This is a genomic window from Streptomyces sp. NPDC053432 (assembly GCF_055585365.1).
On the sequence record NZ_JBVJKF010000017.1, the window covers coordinates 82,672 to 102,792 of the forward strand.

The following is a 20,121-nucleotide window of genomic DNA, read 5'->3' on the forward strand; positions in this document are numbered from 1 at the left end:
GCCCCCGATAGTGCAGATGTCAACTCCACCGGATCATAGCTGTGTTCATAAGCGCATGCATGGGCAGATGCACGTGCACGCGGAGGGTGGTCCCTTGATCACAGACAGGGCATCTCTCGGGCCTCCCTGGCCCCATCGCTAAGGGCGGAGGGCCTCCGAGACCTCGTCCAGTGACTCCAGCAGCTGTTCGGCGGCCCCCCGCAGCGCCCCCGGCCGCGGAGCCTCCCAGTCCGCCAGCACCGTCCTGACCCCGTCCCAGCACGGGACCCGCCGCTCGCGCACCTCCCTCGCGCCCGCCTCCGTGGCGATGCGCAGCGCGTGCGCGAGGGCGGCCGCGCCGGGCACCGGGTCGTGCGCGCGGTCGGGGAGGTGCGCCTCCAGGAGCATGGCGTGGCGGCCCAGCGCCGCCAGGGCGTCACCCGCGTCGTCGGCCGCCGCCCGGGACAGGCCCCGGTGGCGCACCGGCTCCCCGGCGGCCCGGTCCAGCGCGTCCTGCCAGGCGACCCGGGCGTCGCGCGCCGCCAGCAGGGCCTCGCGCACGTCGGAGCGGCGGGCGGCCGCGGGATCGGCGTACTGGCTCAACACGGCTGCCGCGTAGCGCCCGTCGGCGGCGATCCAGTCGGCGAGGCGGGTGCGCAGCCGCGGGGTCTCCCAAGCCGGGTAGACCGCGTAACCGATCATGGCGAGCAGCCCGCCGACGAGGGTGAGGGCGACCCGGTCGGGCACCGTCTGGCCCCAGCCGACGCCGCCCATGCCGAGCAGGAAGACCACGTACGCGGAGACGAACAGCTGCGCGACGGCGTACCCGGTGCGCATCAGCACGTACATCAGGCCCGCGCTGACCACGGCGAGGAAGCCGGAGAAGTACACGCCGGGGTGCACGAGCTGGACGATCCCCGTCGCGACGGCCACCCCGGCGAGGGTGCCGCAGAAGCGGGCGACGGCCCGCGCGTACGTCTGGCTGAAGTCGGGCCGCATGACCATGACGGAGGCCATCGGGGCCCAGTAGGCGTGCCCGAAGGGCAGGGCGTGGCCGATCAGGTACCCGGCGCAGGCCACGGCGGTGAGCCGCAGCGCGTGCCGCAGCACCGGCGAGCCGGGGCGCAGCTCGGCCCGTACGGCCTTCGCCACCAGCGGGGCGAGCCGCGGCAGGGTGGGCCGCAGCATCGACTCGCCGGGGTCGGCGGTGCGGCCCGATCCGGGCTGGGCCGTCTCCAGTACGTCGTCCAGCAGCGCGGAGAGCCGGCGCGCGGCGCGCAGTGGGGCCCCGGTGAGGAGGTCGGCCGTGTCCGGGGACTTGAGCACCGCGAGGGACGGGGCGGGCAGGGCGACCGGTTCCCCGTGCCGGATCGCGTGCGCGGCGGCGTCCAGGACGGCGCCCGCGGCGGCGAGCAGCTCCCGCACCCGGTCCCGGCCGGGCCCCTCCGCCTCGGCCCCGACGGCCGGGTCGGCAAGCGAGGCCAGCACGGGCCGGATCCGCTCCGCGAGTCCCCGCGCCCCGTGCAGCTCGGCGGGGCGCCGACGGGCCTGGCGCGGGGTGACGGTGGCGGCGGCCCGCGCCCGCATCAGGGGCTGCGGGTCGAACGGGGCGAGGGGGTCCTGCCGCAGCCGCCGGGCGTAGTCGGCCTCGGCGGCGAGCGCGTCGGCCAGGGCGTCGCGCTGGGCGCCCCAGCGGCGGACCGGGAAGACCACGATGAGCAGGGCCTGGACCACCCCGCCGGCGGCGATCATCGCGGCGTGCCCGGCGGCCTGCGGCACGGAGGTCGGCAGGGTGACGGTGACCAGCATGATCGCGACGTTGCCCGAGGCGATGATCCCGGCGGTGGGGCCGGCGGCCCACATCATTCCCGCGGCGAAGGTCCATACGGCGAGCAGGGCGAGGAACAGCACGGTGTGCGAGGAGCCGACGAGGTAGCCGACGAAGGTGGACACGGCCAGGGTCAGCCCGGAGGCGAGCGCGAGCACGGGCCGGGGGCGCCAGCTCTGCTGGAACGTGGCGATGGCGGCCATGAACGCGCCGAACGCGGAACTGGCGGCGGCGCCGGGGCCGAGGAGCGCGAGGGAGACCTCGAGGACGACGGCGAGCCCGGCGGTGGCCCGCAGCGCGACGAGCGGCTCCAGGCGGGTCCGCTCGACGGTCATGCCGGTGCGGGCGGTGTCCTTCAGCGCCCGGAGCCAGCTCATGAGTCCCGACCCTACCGTTTTGCCGCTTGCGCCCTGGTTTGGGGTGGCGGTCCGCGCGCGGCGCGGGTGGGCTCCGCCGGGGACCGGTAACGGGCGGCACGGCGGCAGAAGTGCCGCTGCGCGACACCGGGGCTCCGCCCCGCACCCCGCTCCTCAAACGCCGAAGGGGCTGGACGCGGCGGCACCGGCCGGATCCGGCCCCGCCGGGGCTTGAGGCGCGGGGGTCCGGGGGTGGACCGCAGCGGCGCCGCACGGGCCGGGGCTACCGCGGCAGGGGTGCGCGGCTGCCGCCGACGTGCGCGGCATCGGCGGCGGCCGTCCCGTCCTCCCAGCCCGCGAGATCCGTCGCCCCCCGCAGCCGGGTCGTCGTCGTCTTCGGGAACATCTCGTCCGCCCGGGAGGTGACCGCCACGTCACGCGCCACCAGCGCCGGCAGGTTGTCCGGCTCCCCGCTCACCGCGTGCTCCGCGGTCTCCGCCAGCCGCCGCCCGAGCCGGCTGGCGTACGCGAGCAGGAAGGACTGCCGGAAGGTCTTGGTCCGCTTGCGTCCCCCGGCCCGCTGCGCGGCCTCCGCGCGGCTCATCGCCGCCATGCCCTGCACCAGCAGCGAGGTGTACAGCAGCTCCACCGCCTCCAGGTCGCTCTCGAAGCCGACCACCGTGGAGAACTCGAAGGCGCTGTTCCACACCGCCCGGCAGCGGTTGGCCGTGGCCACCGCGTCCAGCAGCACCGCCTTGGCCTCCTCGTACGGCGGCTCGACCCCGATCCGGCAGGCCCCCGGGACCTGGCGCGGGCGGCCTCCGCGCGCGGCCAGCAGCGCCTCGTCCACGGTGTGCCGGGCCATCAGCTCCTGGGCCTTGGCGCTGAGCGCCTCCGCCTCCTCGGGGAAGCCGGTCGCCTCGGCCTTGGCGAGCAGGGCCCTGATACGGCCGAGCACACGGGGCTCGATGTGGGCGTGTTCGTGCTCGTCCAGGGGATCCCCGGGCAGCGGGCCCACCGGTTCGACGGAGGGCAGCCGGATCAGCAGCCGGAACACCTCCAGCAGCACGGTCGCCAGGGTGAACCGGTCCGTCCGTTCGCGCTGCGCGAGCCCCTCGGCGTACTCCTGGTCGGACGCCCACCACACCTCGGCCTCGGTCCACCGCTCGGGGAGCCGGGCGTAGCGGCGCGCCTCGCCGGCTATGAGGTCGCCGGTGACGCGTATGTGCCGCTCGTCGAGGTCCCGCCGCACCAGCCGCAGCAGGTCGGCCGGCTGCCACCCCCGCTCCCAGGCCTGCCGTACGTACCCCTCCCCGCGCGCGAGCAGCTCCCGGCCGACGCCGGGCCAGGCGGCCGGGTCCGCCGCCAGGACGGAAGCGCCGGTGTCCAGCCCGGCGTCGTCCTGGGCGTACAGGGCTGCGGCGAAGGCTCGGTCGACGGTCTCGGCAAGGTCTCTCACGCCGTCCAGCTTGGCATGCCGCCGCGGCGACGTCGCAGGGTCACCGGCCGGGCCGGGGCGACGGCTCCCCGGCGGTGGCGGCCGCTGCGCGGGTGGTGCCGCTCCGCGGGGCTGGATCTTCCGGCCCCGCCGGCGTTTGAGGCGCGGGGCCCGGGGGCCCGGGGGCCCGGGGGCGTGAGGGCCCGGGGGCGTGAGGGCCCGGGGGCCCGGGGGCCCGGGGGCCCGGGGGCCGCCGGGGGCCCGGGGGCGTGGGGCGCGGAGCCCCCGGAGCCGAGCCCCCGCAGCGGCGCCGCACCCGGCACGCCGCCCGGCTGCCCCGCACTGTCAGACCCCGGTGGGACACTCGCACCCGTGAGCGAGCACGCGGCCAGGTGGGCCCTGGCCGAGGACGGCGACGGGTCGTGGCTCGCCGCGCCCGTCGAGCCGGCGGCCGAGCCCCTCCGCGTCGGCGACCCCGCGGAGGCGATCCGCGCCGCACCCCCCGCCACCCGCTGGATCTGGCAGTCCACCGCCGCCGTCTACCCCCGCCTGCTCGCCGCCGGCGCCCGCGTGGAGCGCTGCTACGACGTCGAGGACGCCGAGCTGCTGCTCCTCGGCCACGAGGGCCGCTCCGGCGAGCCCCGCTCGGCCGCCGCCGCCTGGGCCCGGCTCACCAACGCCCCCGTGCCCCCGGACCCCCCGCAGCGCGCCGCCGAGCCGGGCACCCAGGACTCCCTCTTCGACGCCCGCCCCGCCCCCGTCCCCCTGGACGCCCTGCTCGCCGTCCACGCCGACCAGGCGAAGCGCATCGACGCCACCGCCCACCCCGACCGCATGCGGCTGCTCACCGCCTCCGAGTCCGCGGCCTTCCTCGTCGCCGCCGAAATGCACCGCGCGGGCCTGCCCTGGCGGGCCGACGTGCACCGGGCGCTGCTGACCCAGCTGCTCGGCGAGCGGTACGCCGGCGGCGGCGAGCCCCGCCGCCTCGCCGAGCTGGCCGACCGGATCTCCACCGCGTTCGGCCGCCGGGTGCGCCCCGATCTGCCGGCCGACGTCGTCAAGGCCTTCGCCGAGGCCGGCATCAAGCTGAAGTCGACCCGTCGCTGGGAGATCCAGGGGCTCGACCACCCGGCCGTCGAGCCCCTCCTCGCGTACAAGAAGCTGTACCGGATCTACACCGCCCACGGCTGGAGCTGGCTCGCGGACTGGGTCCACGACGGCCGCTTCCGCCCGGAGTTCATCCCCGGCGGCACCCTCACCGGCCGCTGGGTCACCAACGGCGGCGGGGCCCTGCAGATCCCCAAGGTGATCCGCCGGGCCGTCGTCGCCGACCCGGGCTGGCGGCTCGTCGTCGCCGACGCCGACCAGATGGAGCCGCGCGTGCTGGCCGCGATCTCCCGCGATCCAGCGTTCATGGAGGTGGCCGGGCGGCCGGAGGACCTCTACACCGCCGTCTCCCGACAGGGCTTCTCCGGCGACCGCGACAAGGCCAAGATCGCCGTGCTGGGCGCGGTGTACGGCCAGACCTCCGGCGACGGCCTCAAGAACCTCGCCGCCCTGCGCCGCCGCTTCCCGCGCGCCGTGGCGTACGTGGACGAGGCGGCGCGGGCCGGGGAGGAGGGCCGGCTCGTACGGACCTGGCTGGGCCGCACCTGCCCGCCGCCGGCCGGGGCCCCCGAGGACGGGGAGGCGGGGATCCCGCAGGACCAGGAGGAGGGCTGGACCCCGAGCTACGCCTCGGCCAACCCCCGGGCCCGCGGGCGTTTCACCCGGAACTTCGTCGTGCAGGGCAGCGCCGCGGACTGGGCCCTGCTGCTGCTCGCGGCCCTGCGGCAGGCACTCGCCGGAATGCGGGCCGAGCTGGTGTTCTTCCAGCACGACGAGGTGATCGTGCACTGCCCGGCCGAGGAGGCGGAGGCCGTCGCCGAGGCGATCCGGGCGGCCGGTGACCGGGCCGGGCGGATCACCTTCGGCGACACCCCGGTCCGGTTCCCGTTCACCACGGCGGTCGTGGAGTGCTACGCCGACGCGAAATGAGCGCCGCCGGACGGGCTGGGGGGGTTGCGAAAGTCCCGCACGGCGCCCACACAGGACCTTCGCAACACCCCCTAGTTCCGGTCCCGGTTCCAGCCCGGGGCGGTCGCGAGCTCCTTCATCCGGTCCAGCGTGAGCGCGGGTGTCGTACGGGTGGCCGCGCCGCTGATGTTGGCGGTGTTGTAGGCCGTGAGCGTCACGCGCAGGCCGTTCTTGCGCAGGGTGTCCACGGTCCACTCGACCACGCCCTTGCCCTTCTCGGCGGGCCGCTGGGTGACCCTGACCTGAGTGCCGTCCTCCAGCGGGGCGACGTTGCCCTTGAACTCCGGGGCTCCGGTGTCCCGGACGACGTTGAGCTGGACCAGGGACTTGCCCTTGCCGTCGTCGAGGACGACGTAGCCGTACCCGCTCTCCCCGCCCTTGGAGGCGACCGGGATCCCGTACTTGGCCACCAGGCCCTCCAGTGCCTCCAAGGCCTCCCGGTCCCGCAGCGGCGTCGCGGACCCGGGCCGGCGGAACTCCTCCTCGTCGGCCGCCGGCATGTCGTCCAGTGCCGGGCGCCACTTGTCCGAGGTGACCACTGCCTTCAACTGGGCAGGGGTGAGCGGCGGGTTCGACCGGGAGGTGCCCGCGCCCTTCTCCGCCGCCGAGTTGTTCTCCGACAAGTTCACCTGGAAGCCCTGCGGGGTCACCAGCACGGCCCGCCAGACCTTGGTGTCCACGCGGCGGTCCGGGTACTCGTAGCCCTGCTCGACCAGCACCTTGGAGCCGTCCGCCAGCTGCTCCACCGTGCAGTCGTCGTACTCCTGGATGTTCTTGTCCCCGCACTCGGTCAGCTGACGGGCGTTGAATCCGTTCGGGTCCACCCGGTTGAGGCCGAACAGGATGGTCGACTTGCCCTTGCCGTCGTCGTACACGCCGCCGACGAACGGGGTCGACGTCTCGGTGCCCGACACGTTGCCGGGCGCGAAGTCCCCCGGCGGGAGCAGCTCCTTGAGGATCGCGACCAGCTGTGTGCCGCTGACCGCACCGGTCCCGCCCCTGGGCTTCCACGCGTCCGGGGAACCGCTCTTGCCGGACTGCCCGCCCTGTGGCGCGGGCGGCGCCGCGACATCGACCCGCTCAGCCCCGTCCAGCAGGCCACTGGTGTACGCGCCGCCCGCGCCGATCAGCGCCAGTGACAGCACCGATCCGCCGATCACGGCCGCCCGGCGTCGGGCCACGAGCCGCCGCCCGCGCCGCTCACCGGCCTCCACAAGGGCGTGCCGGTCGGCCGTGAAACCGTCCCCCGCACGCCGGAGGGCTTCGCCGAGCTCGTCTTCAAAGGGCATGGGGAACCAAACCTTCCGTTTTTCAGGGGTGTGAAAGGGCCCGAACCGGCGGCCGCGCGACGCGGAGCCGGACCTTTCCGGTTCTCAGAGGCCCGCGAACTCGGTGATGCTGCCGCCCAGTTGCTCCCTGAGCCGGCCGAGGGCCCGTGTGGTCCGGGTCCGGACCGCCGCCGAGCTGGTGTTCATCGCGTCGGCGGTCTCCTCGACACTGCGGTCCTCCCAGTACCGCAGCACGAGCACCGCCCGGTCCTTGGGCGCGAGCCGCCCCAGCGCCTGCAGCAGCGTCAGCCGCAGCGCGGGATCGCCGGAGCCCGAGCGGGAGCCCGGACCGGCGGCCGCCACCCCCGATTCGGGGAACTCCCCGACCGGGCGCTCTCCCGCCGACCGCCGGCGCTGATGCGTCAGGAAGGCCCGTACGAGCACGGTCTGCGCGTACGCCGCCGGATTGTCGATACGGGTGATGCGCCCCCAGAGCAGGTACATCCGGCCCAGGGTCTCCTGTACGAGGTCCTCCGCGAGATGGGTGTCCCCGCTGGCCAGCAGGCAGGCCGACCGGTACAGGTGCCCCGATCTGCCTTCCGCGAACTCACGGAACCCGTCCCTGCGACCCTGCCGCATCTACTCCCCCTCGCGTCGTCTCACCCCTTCGACGCGGCGGCCACCGGGAAATGTTTCAACCGAGTTCGTGGAAGTACACGTGGAACTCCTCGCGTACGAAGCCCTCCGACTCGTACAGCCCCTGCGCGACCGTGTTGTCGTAGGCGGTCTCCAGCTGCACCCCGGCCACCCCGGCCTCCCGCGCCCGGCGCAGCACCTCGCGCAGCAGGGCCCGGCCGGCGCCGGTGCGGCGGCCTTCCGGGGCCACGTACAGGTCGTTGAGGATCCAGGCGGTGCCCATGGTGAGCGAGGAGAAGGCCCGGTAGACCTGGGCGAATCCGACCGTGCCGACGCCCGGCGCGTCGGCGAGCAGGATCAGCGACTCGTCCTTCGCGATCCGCTCGGCCAGGAAGGCGCGGGGCCGGTCCGGATCGGTCACCTCCACCTCGTAGAAGTCGAGGTAGCCGCGGAACAGCGCGGCCGCCGCCTCGACGTCCGCCTCCCCCGCGACACGAAGCGCGATTCCCGATCCCTGTTGCGTGACCTGACCGTCCACACCCGTCTCCTTCGTCCGTCCCTGCGCGCCGGACCCATTGTGCGCGCAGGGACGGGCGCCCCCGATGGCGGCCCGCGGCCCTGCTACTTCGTCGTGGACTGGGCGGGCAGCGAGTAGACGTGGTCCGGCGTCACGATCTTGGTGATGGCCTCGGCGAAGAGCGTGCTCGGCTCCTCGCCCTCCGCGGTGATGTCGGTGTTCAGCAGGATGACCATCGTGGCCTCGGCCTCGGGCATGTAGGTGACGACGGCCTCGTACCCCGGCAGCGACCCGTTGTGCCCGATCCAGCCCTGGAGGTTGAAGATCCCCAGGCCGTAGCCCGTGCCCGGCAGGGCGCCGATGACCTTCAGCCGCTGGGCCTGCGTGGCGGGGGTCAGCAGGGTCCCGGTGGCCAGGGTCTTCGCCCAGGACGTCATGTCGTCGAGGTCGGAGATCATCGCTCCGGCCGCCCAGCCCCAGGAGGGGTTCCAGTCGGTCGAGTCCTCGACCTTCCCGGTCAGCGTCTGGTTCGTGTAGCCGTGTGCGTGCGGCTGGGGGAACTCGGCGCCCACGGGGAAGAGGGTGTCCGGCAGTTTCGCCGCCGCGACGACCTTGTCGTTGATGTAGTCGTTCAGGTGCTGCCCGGTCTGCTTCTCCACGACCAGCCCGAGCAGGATCAGATTGGTGTTGGAGTAGAAGAACTTCGCACCGGGCTCGAACATCACGGGGTGCTTGAAGGAGTACCCGAGCAGCTCCTGCGGGGTGAACGGGCGGTCCGGGTCGGTGAAGAAAGCCTTGTCGAACCCCGGGTCCTCGGAGTAGTTGAACAGCCCGCTGCGCATCTCGGCGAGCTGGCGCAGCGTGATCCGGTCCCCGTTGGGGACCCCCGCGACGTACTTGGCGATCGGGTCGTCCAGACCGACCTTGCCCTGGTCCACGAGCTGGAGCAGGGCCGTCACCGTGAAGGTCTTGGTGACGCTGCCGATCCGCATGTGCATGTCGGTGCGCATGGGGGCGCGGGTCGTCTTGTCGGCGACCCCGAAGGCCTTCACGTACGAGCCCTTGCCGGGCGCGGACAGGTGCACCATCACCCCGGGCACGTGGGCCTGCGCCATCACCTCGCGCACGGCCTGGTCCAGCTGCCGCTGCACGGCGGGCGTGAGCTGCGCGAAGTCCCCGTCGTCCCGGAGCGGGGCCGCGGCGGCCGGGCCCACCGCCGTGGTCCCGGGAGCACCCCAAGCGGTACCGGCGGTCGCCCCGACGGGCACCACCGCCATCCCGACCGCGGCCGCCCAGACGGCCGCCCTCCGCACGCGTATCACCATGGCCGGCCTCCTGCACCACAGACGCCCCCGCCTCTCCAAGCTATCCCCGCCCCTCTGCCCCGGCGACCGCAGCCCGCGGCCGGCCACGGGTTGCGGCGCGGGTCCGGACGTGCCCGCCGCCCGCAGATGCTCTATGTTGCAGAGGCAAAACGGGGGATCGCACAGTCGTACGCACCGTCGTACACACCGCCGTACGGGCAGCCGTACGGCAGTCGTGACGGGCAGTCGTACGGGCGTGACGTGCCCCCGCAGCGGTAGTTGGCGCTCGACGAGCCGAGACTGAGGCGACGGACGACGGATGGCACGGGACTACGACAGCCAGCTTCTGGAATCGGTGGCAGTACGCCGCCGCAGGATGAGGGACGCGCTGCTGTTCGGCGCGCAGCGGGCGCGGCGGACGGCCGATGAGCGGCTCGGGAAGATGTTCGCGGGCATCGCCATCGCGGCCGTCCTGTGCGCGGGATGCGTCGGCTGGTCCTTCGTCCAGCACACCCTCGCGAAGCAGAAGGCCGAGCAGCAGAAACAACAGCAACAGCAACAGCAACAACAACAGGGACCGCTGCCGCAGCCCGGGCCGTCGACCAAGTCGAAGGAGCCGTCGGGACCGGCGAGCCCGTCCGCGTCCTCGCCCGGCCCGTCGAAGCCGCCGAAATCGTCGAAGACCCCGCAGCCCTCGCACTCCGCGTCGGCCAAGTCGCCGAAGCCGTCGCATTCGTAGATGAAGCAGCAGCGATGTGCAGATCCGGGAGAGTTCACAGTCCGGGAGCAGAGCTGTGTCCCTTTGGCCCCGAAAGGTCGCAACGCCGCGATGATAGGTTCCCGTAAGTGGTGAGCACAGCAACGACTTCCCGTGCGCAACTGAGCCGGGTGACGCTCGTCGGCGAACGGCGTCGGGCGGACATCGTCCTGCCCTCGGACACCCCGATCGGGCAACTGCTACCCGACATCCTTTACTTGCTCGACGACCGGGCCGCGTCGCGCCCGATGACCCGTCAGCTGATCACCTCCGACGGTTCCGCGCTGCCGCACGACAGCACGCTCGCGTCGGCCGGGATAGCCGACGGCGCCGTCCTGCGGCTCGTCAGGACGCACTCCGCGCCGCCCGCCCCCGTCGTCCACGACGTCACCGACCTGGTGGCCGACGACCTCGATCTGCAGGCCTGGCGCTGGCGGCCCGCCGCCCGCCGGGCCAGTGCCGGGGTGGCGACCGTCGCGATCACGGTCACCGCCGCGCTGCTCGCGCGCCGCGAGTTCGCGCTCGGCGCCCTGGCCGGCGCCCTCGCGGCCGTCACGCTCGTCCTGCTGGCGGCCGGTGCGGTCGCCGCGCGGAACGGGCGCGGCAACCAGGGCCTGTCGACCGCCCTCCTGCTCGCCTCCGGCGGGCTGGGCGTTCTCACGGCGTGGACCGCCGCCGACGCCGGCCACTGGCCGGGGACCGCCCGGCTCGCCGGGGTCGCGGCCGCGCTCGTCGTGTCGCTGGTGATGCTCGGCTTCTTCTCGCCGCTCGGCCGCGGCGGGCTGATGGGCGCCGCGGCCGTCGCCGTGCTGACCGCCCTGTGGGAGGCCGTCGCCGTCGTGCAGGACGAACCGGCCCGGCTCGGCGCGGTCATGGCCCTGGTCTCCGTGGTGCTGCTCGGCGTGCTGCCACGGCTCGCGCTGATGGCCTCGGGGCTCACCGCGCTCGACGACCGCCGCTCGGGCGGTACCTCCGTCAGCCGCCACGAGGTGGGCAACGCGCTCGCCGCCACGCACCGCGGGCTCGCGCTCGCGACGATCGCCACCGCCGCCTCGGCGGCGGCCGCCGGCTGGCTGCTGACGCTGGCCGCGGAGCCGAGCGTGTGGACGGTGGCCCTGCCGGCGCTCGTCGCCGTGGTGCTGCTGTCGAGGGCGCGGGCGTTCCCGCTGGTCGCGGAGGTCGTCGCGCTGTTCGCCGCCGCGGCGGTGCTCGTCGTACGCCTCGTGATGCTGTGGAGCGACCACGGCGGGGGCGCCGGTCCGCTCGCCGTCCTGGGGATGGCCGCGCTGCTGCCGCTGCTCGTCCTGGCGGTGCAGCCGCCGGATCACGTGCGGGTCCGGCTGGGGCGCAGCGCCGACCTCGTCGAGTCGATCGGCATGGTGGGGCTGTTCCCGCTCGCCGTCGGGGTGTTCGGCGTGTACGGGCAGCTGCTCAACAAGTTCTGAGAACCGAGTCAACGCGCAGGCGCTCCGGGCGGGGCAGCGGGTCGAAGGAAGAAGAGGGGCAGGGGCAGACATGCCGAGCGGAGACAACTGGCAGGGCGACGTCCTGCGCGACCTGAGGTCCGGACCCCCGACCACACCCCCGGACCAACCCGACGGCACCCAGCCGCCCCCGCCCCAAGAGGCACCGAACCCCGGCCAGGGCGCACCCGCACCCCACCCGGGCCAGGCTCCGGGGTCGGCACCCCACGCCGGCCAGGGCGCGCCGCAGGGGTCGGCACCCCACGCCGGCCAGGGCGCGCCGCAGGGGTCGGCACCGCACCCGGGCCAGGGCGCACCGCAGGGGCCGACACCCCACCCCCGCCAGGCTCCGGGGTCGGCACCCCACGCCGGCCAGGGCGCGCCGCAGGGGTCGGCACCGCACCCGGGCCAGGGCGCACCGCAGGCCGGTATACCCACCCCGGGCCATGCGGCCCAGCACGCCACCCAGCCCCAGCACGGCCCCGGCGCACCGCACCCCGCCCAGGGCCAGCAGGGCCAGCAGGGCCAGCAGGGCCAGCAGGGCCAGCAGGGCCAGCAGGGCCAGCAGGGCCAGCAGGGCCAGCAGGGCCAGCAGGGCCAGCCTGCGCCGCAGCCCGCGGCAGCGGTGCAGCAGGGGTACCCCGGTCACCCGGCCGCCCAGCAGGGCCAGGCCGCCGCGTACGGCTACCCCGGCCCCGGCCACGCGGCCGATCCGCAGGGATTCCCCCCGCAGGCCACCGCCCAGCAGGCCCAGGCATACGGCTACCCGAGTCCGGGCCAGGGGTACCCCGACGACCCCGCCGCCCGGCAGGGCCAGGCGCCCGCATACCCGGACCGGCCCAAGGCGCAGGGCCCCGCCACCGGATACGGCTACCCGGGCCCGGCCCAGGCACAAGCCGCCGGCCACACGGCCGCCCCGCAGGGGTACCCCGGCAACCCCGCCGCCCAGCAGGCGCAAGCCGCCGCCTACGGCTACCCCGGCCCCGGCCGCGCGGCCGATCCCCAGGGCTTCCCCCACCAGGCCACCCCCCAGCAGGGCCCGGGCCAGGCAGCTGCCCCGCAGAGCGACCCCGCCGCCCAGCAGGCCCAGGCCGCCGCGTACGGCTACCCCGGCCCGGCCCAGGCACAGGCCGCCCACCACACGGCCGCCCCGCAGGGGTACCCCGGCAACCCCGCCGCCCAGCCGGGCCACGCCCCCGCGTACGGCTACCCCGGTCCCGGCAACGCGGCCGCCCCGCAGGGCAACGCCCCGCTCGGCAAGGCCGCCCGACAGGGCGCCAGGCCGGGCGCCCGTACCCCCGACTCCCGTCCCCCCGTCGACCGCAAGGTCGCCTCCGCCGGCCGCAAGCCCCTGCACGGAGAGCCCTTCGCCGCCCGCGCCACCCGCGCCGTCCGACGAATCGTTTCCTCATCCGCGGCCCGCGAGGTCGCCGAAGCCACCCGCGCCGCCGAGCTGCTCCAGGCGCCCGTGACCACCGGCCGCCAGATCGCCGTCACCTCCATCCGCGGCGGCGCCGGCAAGTCCACCGTCGCGGCCCTCCTGGGGACCACGTACGCCCACTACCGCCAGGACCCCGTCCTCTTCGTCGAGGCCGACCCCGCCCTCGGCTCGCTGCCGATCCGCCTCGGCGCCGAGTCCCTGCGCTGGACCACCGGCGACATCGCGGACATCGTCGAACCCCAGATGTCCCTGCTCGACATCACCGGCTACCTCGTCCAGCTCCGCGACAACGCCTGGCTGCTGCCCGGCAGCCAGGGCCAGATCGGCGCGATGCTCGACACCCGCTCCTACGAGCGGGCCATGGTCGCCCTGCGCCGCTACTTCGGCGTGACCGTCGTCGACTGCGAGACGCTGCCCGCCGAGGTGGCCCGCGTCGCGCTCACCGCCTCCCAGGCCCGTGTCCTGACCACCCCCGCCACCCTCGACGGCGTCATGAGCACGTACGCCGTCCTCCAGTGGATGCAGGGCCTGCCCCCGCACGTGATCGCCGGCACGGTCGTCGTGCTCACCGAGCAGTCCCCGCACTCCGGCATCGGCCTCGACGAGGCCGTCCGCAGCCTGCAGTCCACCGGGACGAGCGTCCACGTCCTCCCGTACGACCGCCATCTGGCGGCCGGCGGCCGCATCCGCACCGAACTGCTCGCCCACTCCACCCGGCAGACCGCCGCCCGGCTCGCCGCGGACGTCTTCCAGCTGTCCCAGCAACGCCACTGACCGACATGCCGAGCCCCACGAGCCCGACCGCGAACGGCGGACGACACCAACCATGAGCACCCGACTGATCCACCGCCCGGCCAGGACCGTCCGGCCCCTTGCCGCCCCCGCCGCCCGCCTCATCGAGGCCCCGCCCAACCTCCCCGAGGGGAAGGCGGGCAACATCGCGATGTCGCTGCTGCCCGTGGCCGGCGTCATGTCGTCCGTCGTGATGATGACGGTCGTCCGCAACAGCCAGTTCGCCGGGCTCGGCGCACTGATCCTCGTCGTCACCGTCATCGGCTCGCTCGCGCTCGTCTTCTCGCAGCGCGGCAAGGCCCAGCGCACCCGCCGCACCCAGCGCGAGGCCTACCTCGCCTACCTGGAGGACCTGCGCGAGGAGCTCGCCGGCGAGGAACGGGAGCGCGGCGAGCTCGCCGACGTGCTCAACCCGCCCCCGCACGCCCTGTACGACATCGTCCGCGACCCGGCCCGGCTGTGGGAGCGCCGCCGCGTCGACGCCGACTTCCTTCGCGTGCGCGTCGGCACCGGCGAAATGCCCGTACGCGACCTGCAGATCGGCCAGCAGGGCTCCACCGTCCTCACCCCGCCCGACCGCTTCATGCTCAACGAGGCGTCGGCGCTCACCGCCCGCTTCCGCAGCGGCATCGACCTCCCGCTGACCGTCCCGCTCGACCGCGTCGGCAACATCAGCGTCGTCGGCCCCCGCGAGGACTGCCTCCGCGTCGCCCGCGCCCTGCTCGTCCAGGCCGCCTCCCTGCACGCCCCCGACGACGTGGCGATCGCCCTGGCCGTGCCCGGCGACCGGCTCCCCGACTGGGAGTGGGCCAAGTGGATGCCGCACCTCCTCGACACCGAGCAGCTCGACGGCCCCGTCGCCGCCCGCCGGATCGCCCCCTCCACCGCCCAGCTCGCCCGGCAGATCGGCCCGGAACTGCGCCGTCGCGCCTCCTACGCGGCCGAGGTGCGCCGCGGACTGTCCGGCCAGGACGCCCTGTCGATGACCTCGCGGCTGCTCGTCGTGACCGACGGGCACGGTGAGGACGCCGTCGAACTGCCGCGCCCCGACGACGCGGTGGGTCTACGGGAGATGGGAGTCACCGTGCTCCACCTGCTCGACCAGCGGGTCCAGGAGCCCGGCCACGTGGGCGTGCGCATCACCGTCGACGGCGACCGGGTGTTCATCGAGGACCTGCGCCAGGACGAGCCCATCAGCGCCCACGGCACCGTGGACGAGGTCGGCATCCCCTTCGCCGAGGGCCTGGCCCGGATGCTCGCCCCGCTGCGGCTGTCCGCCGAATCCCTCATCGACGCCCCGCTGTCCGGGCCCGTCGACTTCGCCGACCTCCTCGGCATCGACGACGTGGCCCGTCTCGACCTGGGGAGCCTGTGGGCCCCGCGCGGCGAACGCGCCTTCCTGCGCGTCCCCATCGGCATCAGCGACGCGCGCGAGCCCGTGCTGCTCGACCTGAAGGAGTCCTCCGAACTGGGCATGGGCCCGCACGGCCTGTGCGTCGGCGCGACCGGCTCCGGCAAGTCCGAACTGCTGCGCACCCTCGTCCTCGCCCTGGTGGCCACGCACCCGCCGGAGGACCTCGCCCTGGTCCTCGTCGACTACAAGGGCGGCGCGACCTTCGCGCCCTTCGCGGACCTGCCGCACGTCGCCGGTGTCATCACCAACCTGGAGAACCAGGCCGGGCTCGTCGAGCGCGTCCACGCCTCCCTCGCCGGCGAGGTCAAGCGCCGCCAGCAGGTCCTCAAGGACGCGGGCAACGTGGCCGACATCGGTGACTACGCCGCGCTGCGCGCCGAGCGCCGGCCCGACCTGGAGCCGCTGCCGCACCTCTTCGTCGTCATCGACGAGTTCGGCGAACTGCTCACCGCCAAACCCGACTTCATCGACCTGTTCCTGTCCATCGGCCGGATCGGCCGGTCCATCGGCGTGCACCTGCTGCTGTCCAGCCAGCGCATCGAGGGCGGCCGGCTCAAGGGCCTCGACACGTACCTCTCGTACCGGCTGGGCCTGCGCACCTTCTCCGCCGACGAGTCCCGTACGGTCCTGGACACCTCGGACGCCTTCCACCTCCCGCCCCTGCCCGGCTTCGGCTACCTCAAGGTCGACACCAGCCACTACGAGCGGTTCAAGGCCAGCTACGTCTCCGGCGGCTACCACGGCCCCGTCCAGCGCGCGGAGCAGGAGGACACCGGCCCCCTCGCCCTGGAGTACGAGGCCTTCAACACCCTGTCGGAGCCGGAGAACACCGGCCCGCAGGAGCCCTCCAGCCGCCGCCGGGAGACCGGGCCGACCGAGCTGGGAGTCATAGTCGAGCAGCTGGAGAAGGCCGCCGGCCCGGTGCGCCGCATCTGGCTGCCGCCGCTGCCCGAGGCGATCCCCCTGGACGCCGTCGCCGGCCCCCTCGACGTGGGCGCGCGCGGCATGCAGCTCTCCAAGCGCCGCGGCCGGCTCAGCGTGCCGCTCGGCCTGCTCGACGACCCGACCCGGCAGTGGCAGGGCGAGTGGTACCTCGACCTGACCGTCGCGGGCGGCCACGCCGCCGTCATCGGCGGCCCCCAGTCAGGCAAGACCACCCTGCTGCGCACCCTCGTCCTCTCGCTCGCGCTGACGCACACCCCGCAGGAGGTCGGCGTCTACGGGCTCGACCTGGTCGGCGGCGGCCTGCAGGCCCTGTCGGGCCTGCCGCACGTCGGCGGCATCGCGGGACGCGCCGACCGCGAGCGCGCGGCCCGTACCGTCGAAGAGGTGCGGAACATGCTCGCGACCCGCGAGGACCTCTTCCGCGACCACGGCATCGACTCCGTGGAGCAGCTGCGCACCCTGCACGCGGCGGGCCGCCTGCCGCAGCTGGCCTCCGCCGAGATCGTCCTTGTCATCGACGGGTTCGGCGCGCTGCGCGACGACTTCGAGGAGCTCGACGACGCGATCGCCGACATCCTCAAGCGCGGCGGCGGCTACGGCATCCACGTCGTCGCCGGCATGCTCCGCTGGAACGACGTACGCATCGCGACCCAGTCGAACTTCGGCACCCGGGTCGAACTGCGCCTCAACGACCCCAGCGAGTCCAGCATCGAGCGCAAGCTCGCCGAGACGCTCTCCCCCGACGAGCCCGGCCGCGTCCTGACCGACGGCAAGCTCTTCGCCCAGGTCGCACTGCCCCGGACGGACGGCCTGCGCGACACCGCCGAGCTGGGCGCGGTGCTGGAGCGCACGGCGCGCACCGTCCGCGCCACCTGGACCGGCGAGGCCGCCCAGCCGGTACGGGTGCTGCCGCACATGCTGGAGCCGCACCTGCTGCCGGGCCCGGTGGCCGAGCCGAAGCGGGTGCCGATCGGCCTGGACCAGGGCGCGCTGGCGCCCGTACTGCTCGACCTGTTCCACCACGACCAGCACCTGCTGGTCATGGGAGACAGCGAGTGCGGCAAGACCAACCTGCTCAAGACCGTCGCGGCCGGGCTGATCGAGCGCTACGGAGAGGACGAGCTGGTCTTCGCGATCATGGACCCGCGGCGCGGACTGCGCGGTGCGATCCCGGAGGAGTTCAACGGCGGCTACGCGTACAACGCCAAGCTGTGCGCGGGCCTGGCCGCGGGCATCGCCACCGAGCTGGAGCGGCGGCTGCCCGACGACAGCGCCGCGCTGGAGGACCTGGAGCCCGGCAGCTGGGGCGGCGGGCCGCGGATCGTCGTCCTCGTCGACGACTACGACGTGCTGACGACGGCCGGGCAGTCGCCGCTGCAGCCGTTCCTGCCGTACATCCCGTCGGCCCAGGACATCGGCCTGCACTTCGTCCTGACCCGGCGGGTCGCCGGTGCCTCGCGCGGGATGTACGAGCCGCTGGTGCAGGGCCTGCGCGAATCGGGGGCCTCCGCGATCGTCATGGCGGGCGACCGCGGCGAGGGCCAGCTGTTCCCGGGCGTGTACGCCTCGCAGCAGCCGCCCGGCCGCGGCGTCCTCGTCCGCAGGGGCCAGTCCAACCGCCTCGTCCAGACCGTGTACACCCCCGAGTGAAGGACCGCACGACCACATGACCAAGGACGTCATAGCCCTCACCCAGCGGATGCCCGACCCGTCCGTGGTGCTCGCGGGTCTGCTCTCCGGGGGGCCGGACAAGCTGGTGAACGCCACGGGTGAGGGGGCCGTCGTCCAGCTCTGCGACGAGCAGGGCCGGCCGCTGGTCTCGATCGAGGCGCCGATGCTGATCCAGGTCGAGGGCGAGGCCGAGCGGCTGCTCGGGGCCACTCCGCCGCGGGTCCCCTACTGGTGGACCGAGGCCCGTGCCACCACGGGCGTCCCCGACGCGGAGCGGCTCGCGGGGACCTTCGCGGCCCGCCTCGCCATGCTCGCGGGCGGTTCGGCCTGGCCGCCGGAGCTGGCGCGCTCGCTGGACGTGGTGCGGACCGACGGGGTGAGCGTCGCGCCCACCCCCGCCGCGGCGCAGCCGGCCGTCGACGTACTGACCCACAGCGTGGCGGTGATCATCATGGACCGCCCGGTCGTCGCCATGACGGCCTGGCTCGCCGACGCCTTCCGGGCCGCGGCGGTGGCGGAGCGGGGCATCCAGATCGTGACCCCGCCCGGTACGACGCTCTCTCCGGCGGTACTGTCGAACATGCCGGGCTGGCCGTCGCGTTGGGTCGTGCAGGACGAGCGCGAGGGCTACTACGACGGCCTCTCGGGCGCGGTGCTGCGCTGGCAGGACGGCATGTTCGGCACGCTGGTGTCCCCGCACGCCACCGAGGACGACCCGGCGACCCCGGTCGCGGCCTCGTACCAGGAGCTCGTGGAGACGGGCGAACGGCAGCTGGCCGTCACGTTCCGTACGGTCCACCCCGCCGACGACCGGCTGGTGCTCGGCGGGGCGCTGGAGACGGTGTGGCGCGAGCTGACCGGCGAGCTGCCGTCGGGCTGGGGCACGGCGGAGCCCGCGAACCTGCCCTGGTCGCCGGGCCGCCTGACCGACGTCGCCCACGCCCGCTCGCCCGAGCCGACGTGGTTCGTGGTGGTGGGCGGCCGGGATCGCCCCGGCCTCGCCACGATCCGGGTGAGCCGCACGAAGGCGGGCGTCGCGGAGGACGTCACCCTGGCCTTCGGCTACGGGGCGGACGAGGACCTGCCGCTGGACGCCCTGCACCGCACCGCCGAGACGCTCGTCACCCGTCACCACCTCCAGTCGATGCTCGTACAGCTCCGCAAAGCCCGCCGCGACCTGCTGGTGCCGCCGCGCTTCGAGGGACCGGGGGTGCCGCTGGGCTTCGTCCTGGGCGCGGAGGAGGTCCGCAAGATGCCGGACGACCGGGCCACGCGCACGCCGCTGGCCCAACAGCCCTTGCGCCTGGGCCCGAAGGCCCGTCCCGGCTACTACTACCCGCTGCCGGGGGACCCGTCCGACCTCTCCGGCTGGAGCGACTTCGAGCAGTTGACGCGGCATCTGAAGGGCGTGTGAAGATCTCTGTTGGTATGTCATGAGTGAGTCACAACCCACTCGTTGCTGATTGCAGCAGCGATGTATGTTGATAGAACCAGAGATACTTTTGATCGTCGGTGCGCACGACCTACGACTACGGGGAGCGGGATGAAGTTCGACATGGGGACCCAGGTTCTTTCGAACCTGATGAAGGGGTCGCGCAACTCGAGCACGGACCTCGGATCGCTCGTCAAGCAGCTGGTCCACGCCGCCCAGCCGCTGGAGGGCAAGTTCAACGGCCAGGGCAAGATCGCGTTCGACTCCTTCAAGTCGCGCTCGGACTCGATCGCGGCGGAGCTGAACGCCTCGCTGTCGGCGATCCTGGGCGGTCAGTCGGGCATGGAGTCCGCGTTCGGGTCGGGTGACCAGGAGCAGGGCGAGAACGCCCGGCAGCAGCAGTCGGCGGCGAACTTCGACGCGGCCCGCTTCTCGGGCCGCTGATCTACTTCACGGGGAGTGATGTGTGATGGCCGGTGGGACGGACAGGGACCGTCGTTCGTACGACCTGGGTGCCTCGACGGAGGCGCAGGGCAACATCAAGGCGGTGATCGGCCAGCTGGAGCGGGTGATCGCCGAGCGTGACGCCCAGGTGGCGGCCGCGATGGCGGACTTCGCGGCGGACGGCGTGTCGGACGACTACCACGCCAAGGAACAGCGCTGGAAGAACGCCTCGCAGGAGGTCAAGAACATCATCCAGCTGCTGAACACGACGCTGTCGAAGAACGACGCCACGGCGCAGCAGACGCTGCAGCGCGCGAAGGCCGCGGTCGACAACATCGGCTGAGCCTCAGCCGAATCGTT

The 20,121-nt window shown here is 74.1% G+C and carries 14 protein-coding genes; 8 read left to right on the forward strand and 6 right to left on the reverse strand.

The window, feature by feature from the left end:
* Positions 1-138: 138 nt before the first annotated feature.
* Together ACZ6Y1_RS25845 and ACZ6Y1_RS25850 are read right to left on the reverse strand one after the other, a co-directional pair.
* Positions 139-2,184, reverse strand: coding sequence for an FUSC family protein (locus ACZ6Y1_RS25845; protein ID WP_469634292.1), 2,046 nt, complete (start codon positions 2,182-2,184; stop codon positions 139-141).
* A gap of 262 nt (positions 2,185-2,446) precedes the next feature.
* A complete protein-coding gene (locus ACZ6Y1_RS25850) occupies positions 2,447-3,622 on the reverse strand; it encodes a DUF2786 domain-containing protein (RefSeq protein ID WP_469634295.1) in 1,176 nt (391 codons plus the stop codon).
* Positions 3,623-3,973: 351 nt separating this feature from the next.
* Between ACZ6Y1_RS25850 and ACZ6Y1_RS25855 the strand changes: the two genes are divergently transcribed.
* The gene (locus ACZ6Y1_RS25855) at positions 3,974-5,638 is read left to right on the forward strand and encodes a bifunctional 3'-5' exonuclease/DNA polymerase (protein ID WP_469634298.1); all 1,665 of its coding nucleotides are present in this window, start codon (positions 3,974-3,976) and stop codon (positions 5,636-5,638) included.
* Positions 5,639-5,709: 71 nt separating this feature from the next.
* On the opposite strand, the gene ACZ6Y1_RS25860 is transcribed toward ACZ6Y1_RS25855, so the two are convergent.
* The 4 genes from ACZ6Y1_RS25860 to ACZ6Y1_RS25875 form a co-directional block, all read right to left on the reverse strand.
* A complete protein-coding gene (locus ACZ6Y1_RS25860) occupies positions 5,710-6,966 on the reverse strand; it encodes a hypothetical protein (protein WP_469634300.1) in 1,257 nt (418 codons plus the stop codon).
* 84 nt (positions 6,967-7,050) lie between these two features.
* Positions 7,051-7,584, reverse strand: a complete 534-nt coding sequence (locus ACZ6Y1_RS25865; RefSeq protein ID WP_469634304.1) for a SigE family RNA polymerase sigma factor — start codon at positions 7,582-7,584, stop codon at positions 7,051-7,053.
* Between the two features lie 55 nt (positions 7,585-7,639).
* Positions 7,640-8,119, reverse strand: a complete 480-nt coding sequence (locus ACZ6Y1_RS25870) for a GNAT family N-acetyltransferase (protein ID WP_469634307.1) — start codon at positions 8,117-8,119, stop codon at positions 7,640-7,642.
* A gap of 83 nt (positions 8,120-8,202) precedes the next feature.
* The gene (locus tag ACZ6Y1_RS25875; RefSeq protein WP_469634310.1) at positions 8,203-9,423 is read right to left on the reverse strand and encodes a serine hydrolase domain-containing protein; all 1,221 of its coding nucleotides are present in this window, start codon (positions 9,421-9,423) and stop codon (positions 8,203-8,205) included.
* Positions 9,424-9,721: 298 nt separating this feature from the next.
* Between ACZ6Y1_RS25875 and ACZ6Y1_RS25880 the strand changes: the two genes are divergently transcribed.
* The 7 genes from ACZ6Y1_RS25880 to ACZ6Y1_RS25910 all read left to right on the forward strand — a co-directional run bounded on the left by ACZ6Y1_RS25880 (position 9,722) and on the right by ACZ6Y1_RS25910 (position 20,104).
* A complete protein-coding gene (locus tag ACZ6Y1_RS25880; protein ID WP_469634313.1) occupies positions 9,722-10,141 on the forward strand; it encodes a hypothetical protein in 420 nt (139 codons plus the stop codon).
* Positions 10,142-10,248: 107 nt separating this feature from the next.
* On the forward strand, positions 10,249-11,604 hold the full coding sequence (gene eccD, locus ACZ6Y1_RS25885; RefSeq protein ID WP_469634316.1) for a type VII secretion integral membrane protein EccD: 1,356 nt from the start codon (positions 10,249-10,251) through the stop codon (positions 11,602-11,604).
* A 70-nt stretch (positions 11,605-11,674) separates the two neighbouring features.
* Entirely contained in the window at positions 11,675-13,837 is a 2,163-nt protein-coding gene (locus ACZ6Y1_RS25890) for a MinD/ParA family ATP-binding protein (protein ID WP_469634319.1), read from the forward strand.
* A gap of 52 nt (positions 13,838-13,889) precedes the next feature.
* Positions 13,890-17,864 carry a type VII secretion protein EccCa gene (eccCa, locus tag ACZ6Y1_RS25895; RefSeq protein ID WP_469634323.1) on the forward strand — a complete coding sequence of 1,325 codons (3,975 nt, stop codon included), beginning with the start codon at positions 13,890-13,892 and terminating at the stop codon, positions 17,862-17,864.
* A gap of 16 nt (positions 17,865-17,880) precedes the next feature.
* Complete coding sequence (locus tag ACZ6Y1_RS25900) at positions 17,881-19,299, forward strand: DUF6177 family protein (RefSeq protein ID WP_469634326.1); 1,419 nt, start codon at positions 17,881-17,883, stop codon at positions 19,297-19,299.
* A gap of 129 nt (positions 19,300-19,428) precedes the next feature.
* Entirely contained in the window at positions 19,429-19,761 is a 333-nt protein-coding gene (locus ACZ6Y1_RS25905) for a hypothetical protein (protein WP_469634329.1), read from the forward strand.
* A 25-nt stretch (positions 19,762-19,786) separates the two neighbouring features.
* Entirely contained in the window at positions 19,787-20,104 is a 318-nt protein-coding gene (locus ACZ6Y1_RS25910; protein ID WP_469634332.1) for a pore-forming ESAT-6 family protein, read from the forward strand.
* The last annotated feature ends 17 nt before the right edge of the window (positions 20,105-20,121 follow it).

Bases quoted from the DNA above. Each gene is read 5' to 3' on its own strand.
- ACZ6Y1_RS25880 (WP_469634313.1), top strand. From the start codon at position 9,722: ATGGCACGGGACTACGACAGCCAGCTTCTGGAATCGGTGGCAGTACGC.
- ACZ6Y1_RS25860 (WP_469634300.1), bottom strand. From the start codon at position 6,966: ATGCCCTTTGAAGACGAGCTCGGCGAAGCCCTCCGGCGTGCGGGGGAC.
- ACZ6Y1_RS25900 (WP_469634326.1), top strand. From the start codon at position 17,881: ATGACCAAGGACGTCATAGCCCTCACCCAGCGGATGCCCGACCCGTCC.
- ACZ6Y1_RS25845 (WP_469634292.1), bottom strand. From the start codon at position 2,184: ATGAGCTGGCTCCGGGCGCTGAAGGACACCGCCCGCACCGGCATGACC.
- eccCa (WP_469634323.1), top strand. From the start codon at position 13,890: ATGAGCACCCGACTGATCCACCGCCCGGCCAGGACCGTCCGGCCCCTT.
- ACZ6Y1_RS25865 (WP_469634304.1), bottom strand. From the start codon at position 7,584: ATGCGGCAGGGTCGCAGGGACGGGTTCCGTGAGTTCGCGGAAGGCAGA.
- ACZ6Y1_RS25910 (WP_469634332.1), top strand. From the start codon at position 19,787: ATGGCCGGTGGGACGGACAGGGACCGTCGTTCGTACGACCTGGGTGCC.
- ACZ6Y1_RS25905 (WP_469634329.1), top strand. From the start codon at position 19,429: ATGAAGTTCGACATGGGGACCCAGGTTCTTTCGAACCTGATGAAGGGG.
- ACZ6Y1_RS25875 (WP_469634310.1), bottom strand. From the start codon at position 9,423: ATGGTGATACGCGTGCGGAGGGCGGCCGTCTGGGCGGCCGCGGTCGGG.
- ACZ6Y1_RS25890 (WP_469634319.1), top strand. From the start codon at position 11,675: ATGCCGAGCGGAGACAACTGGCAGGGCGACGTCCTGCGCGACCTGAGG.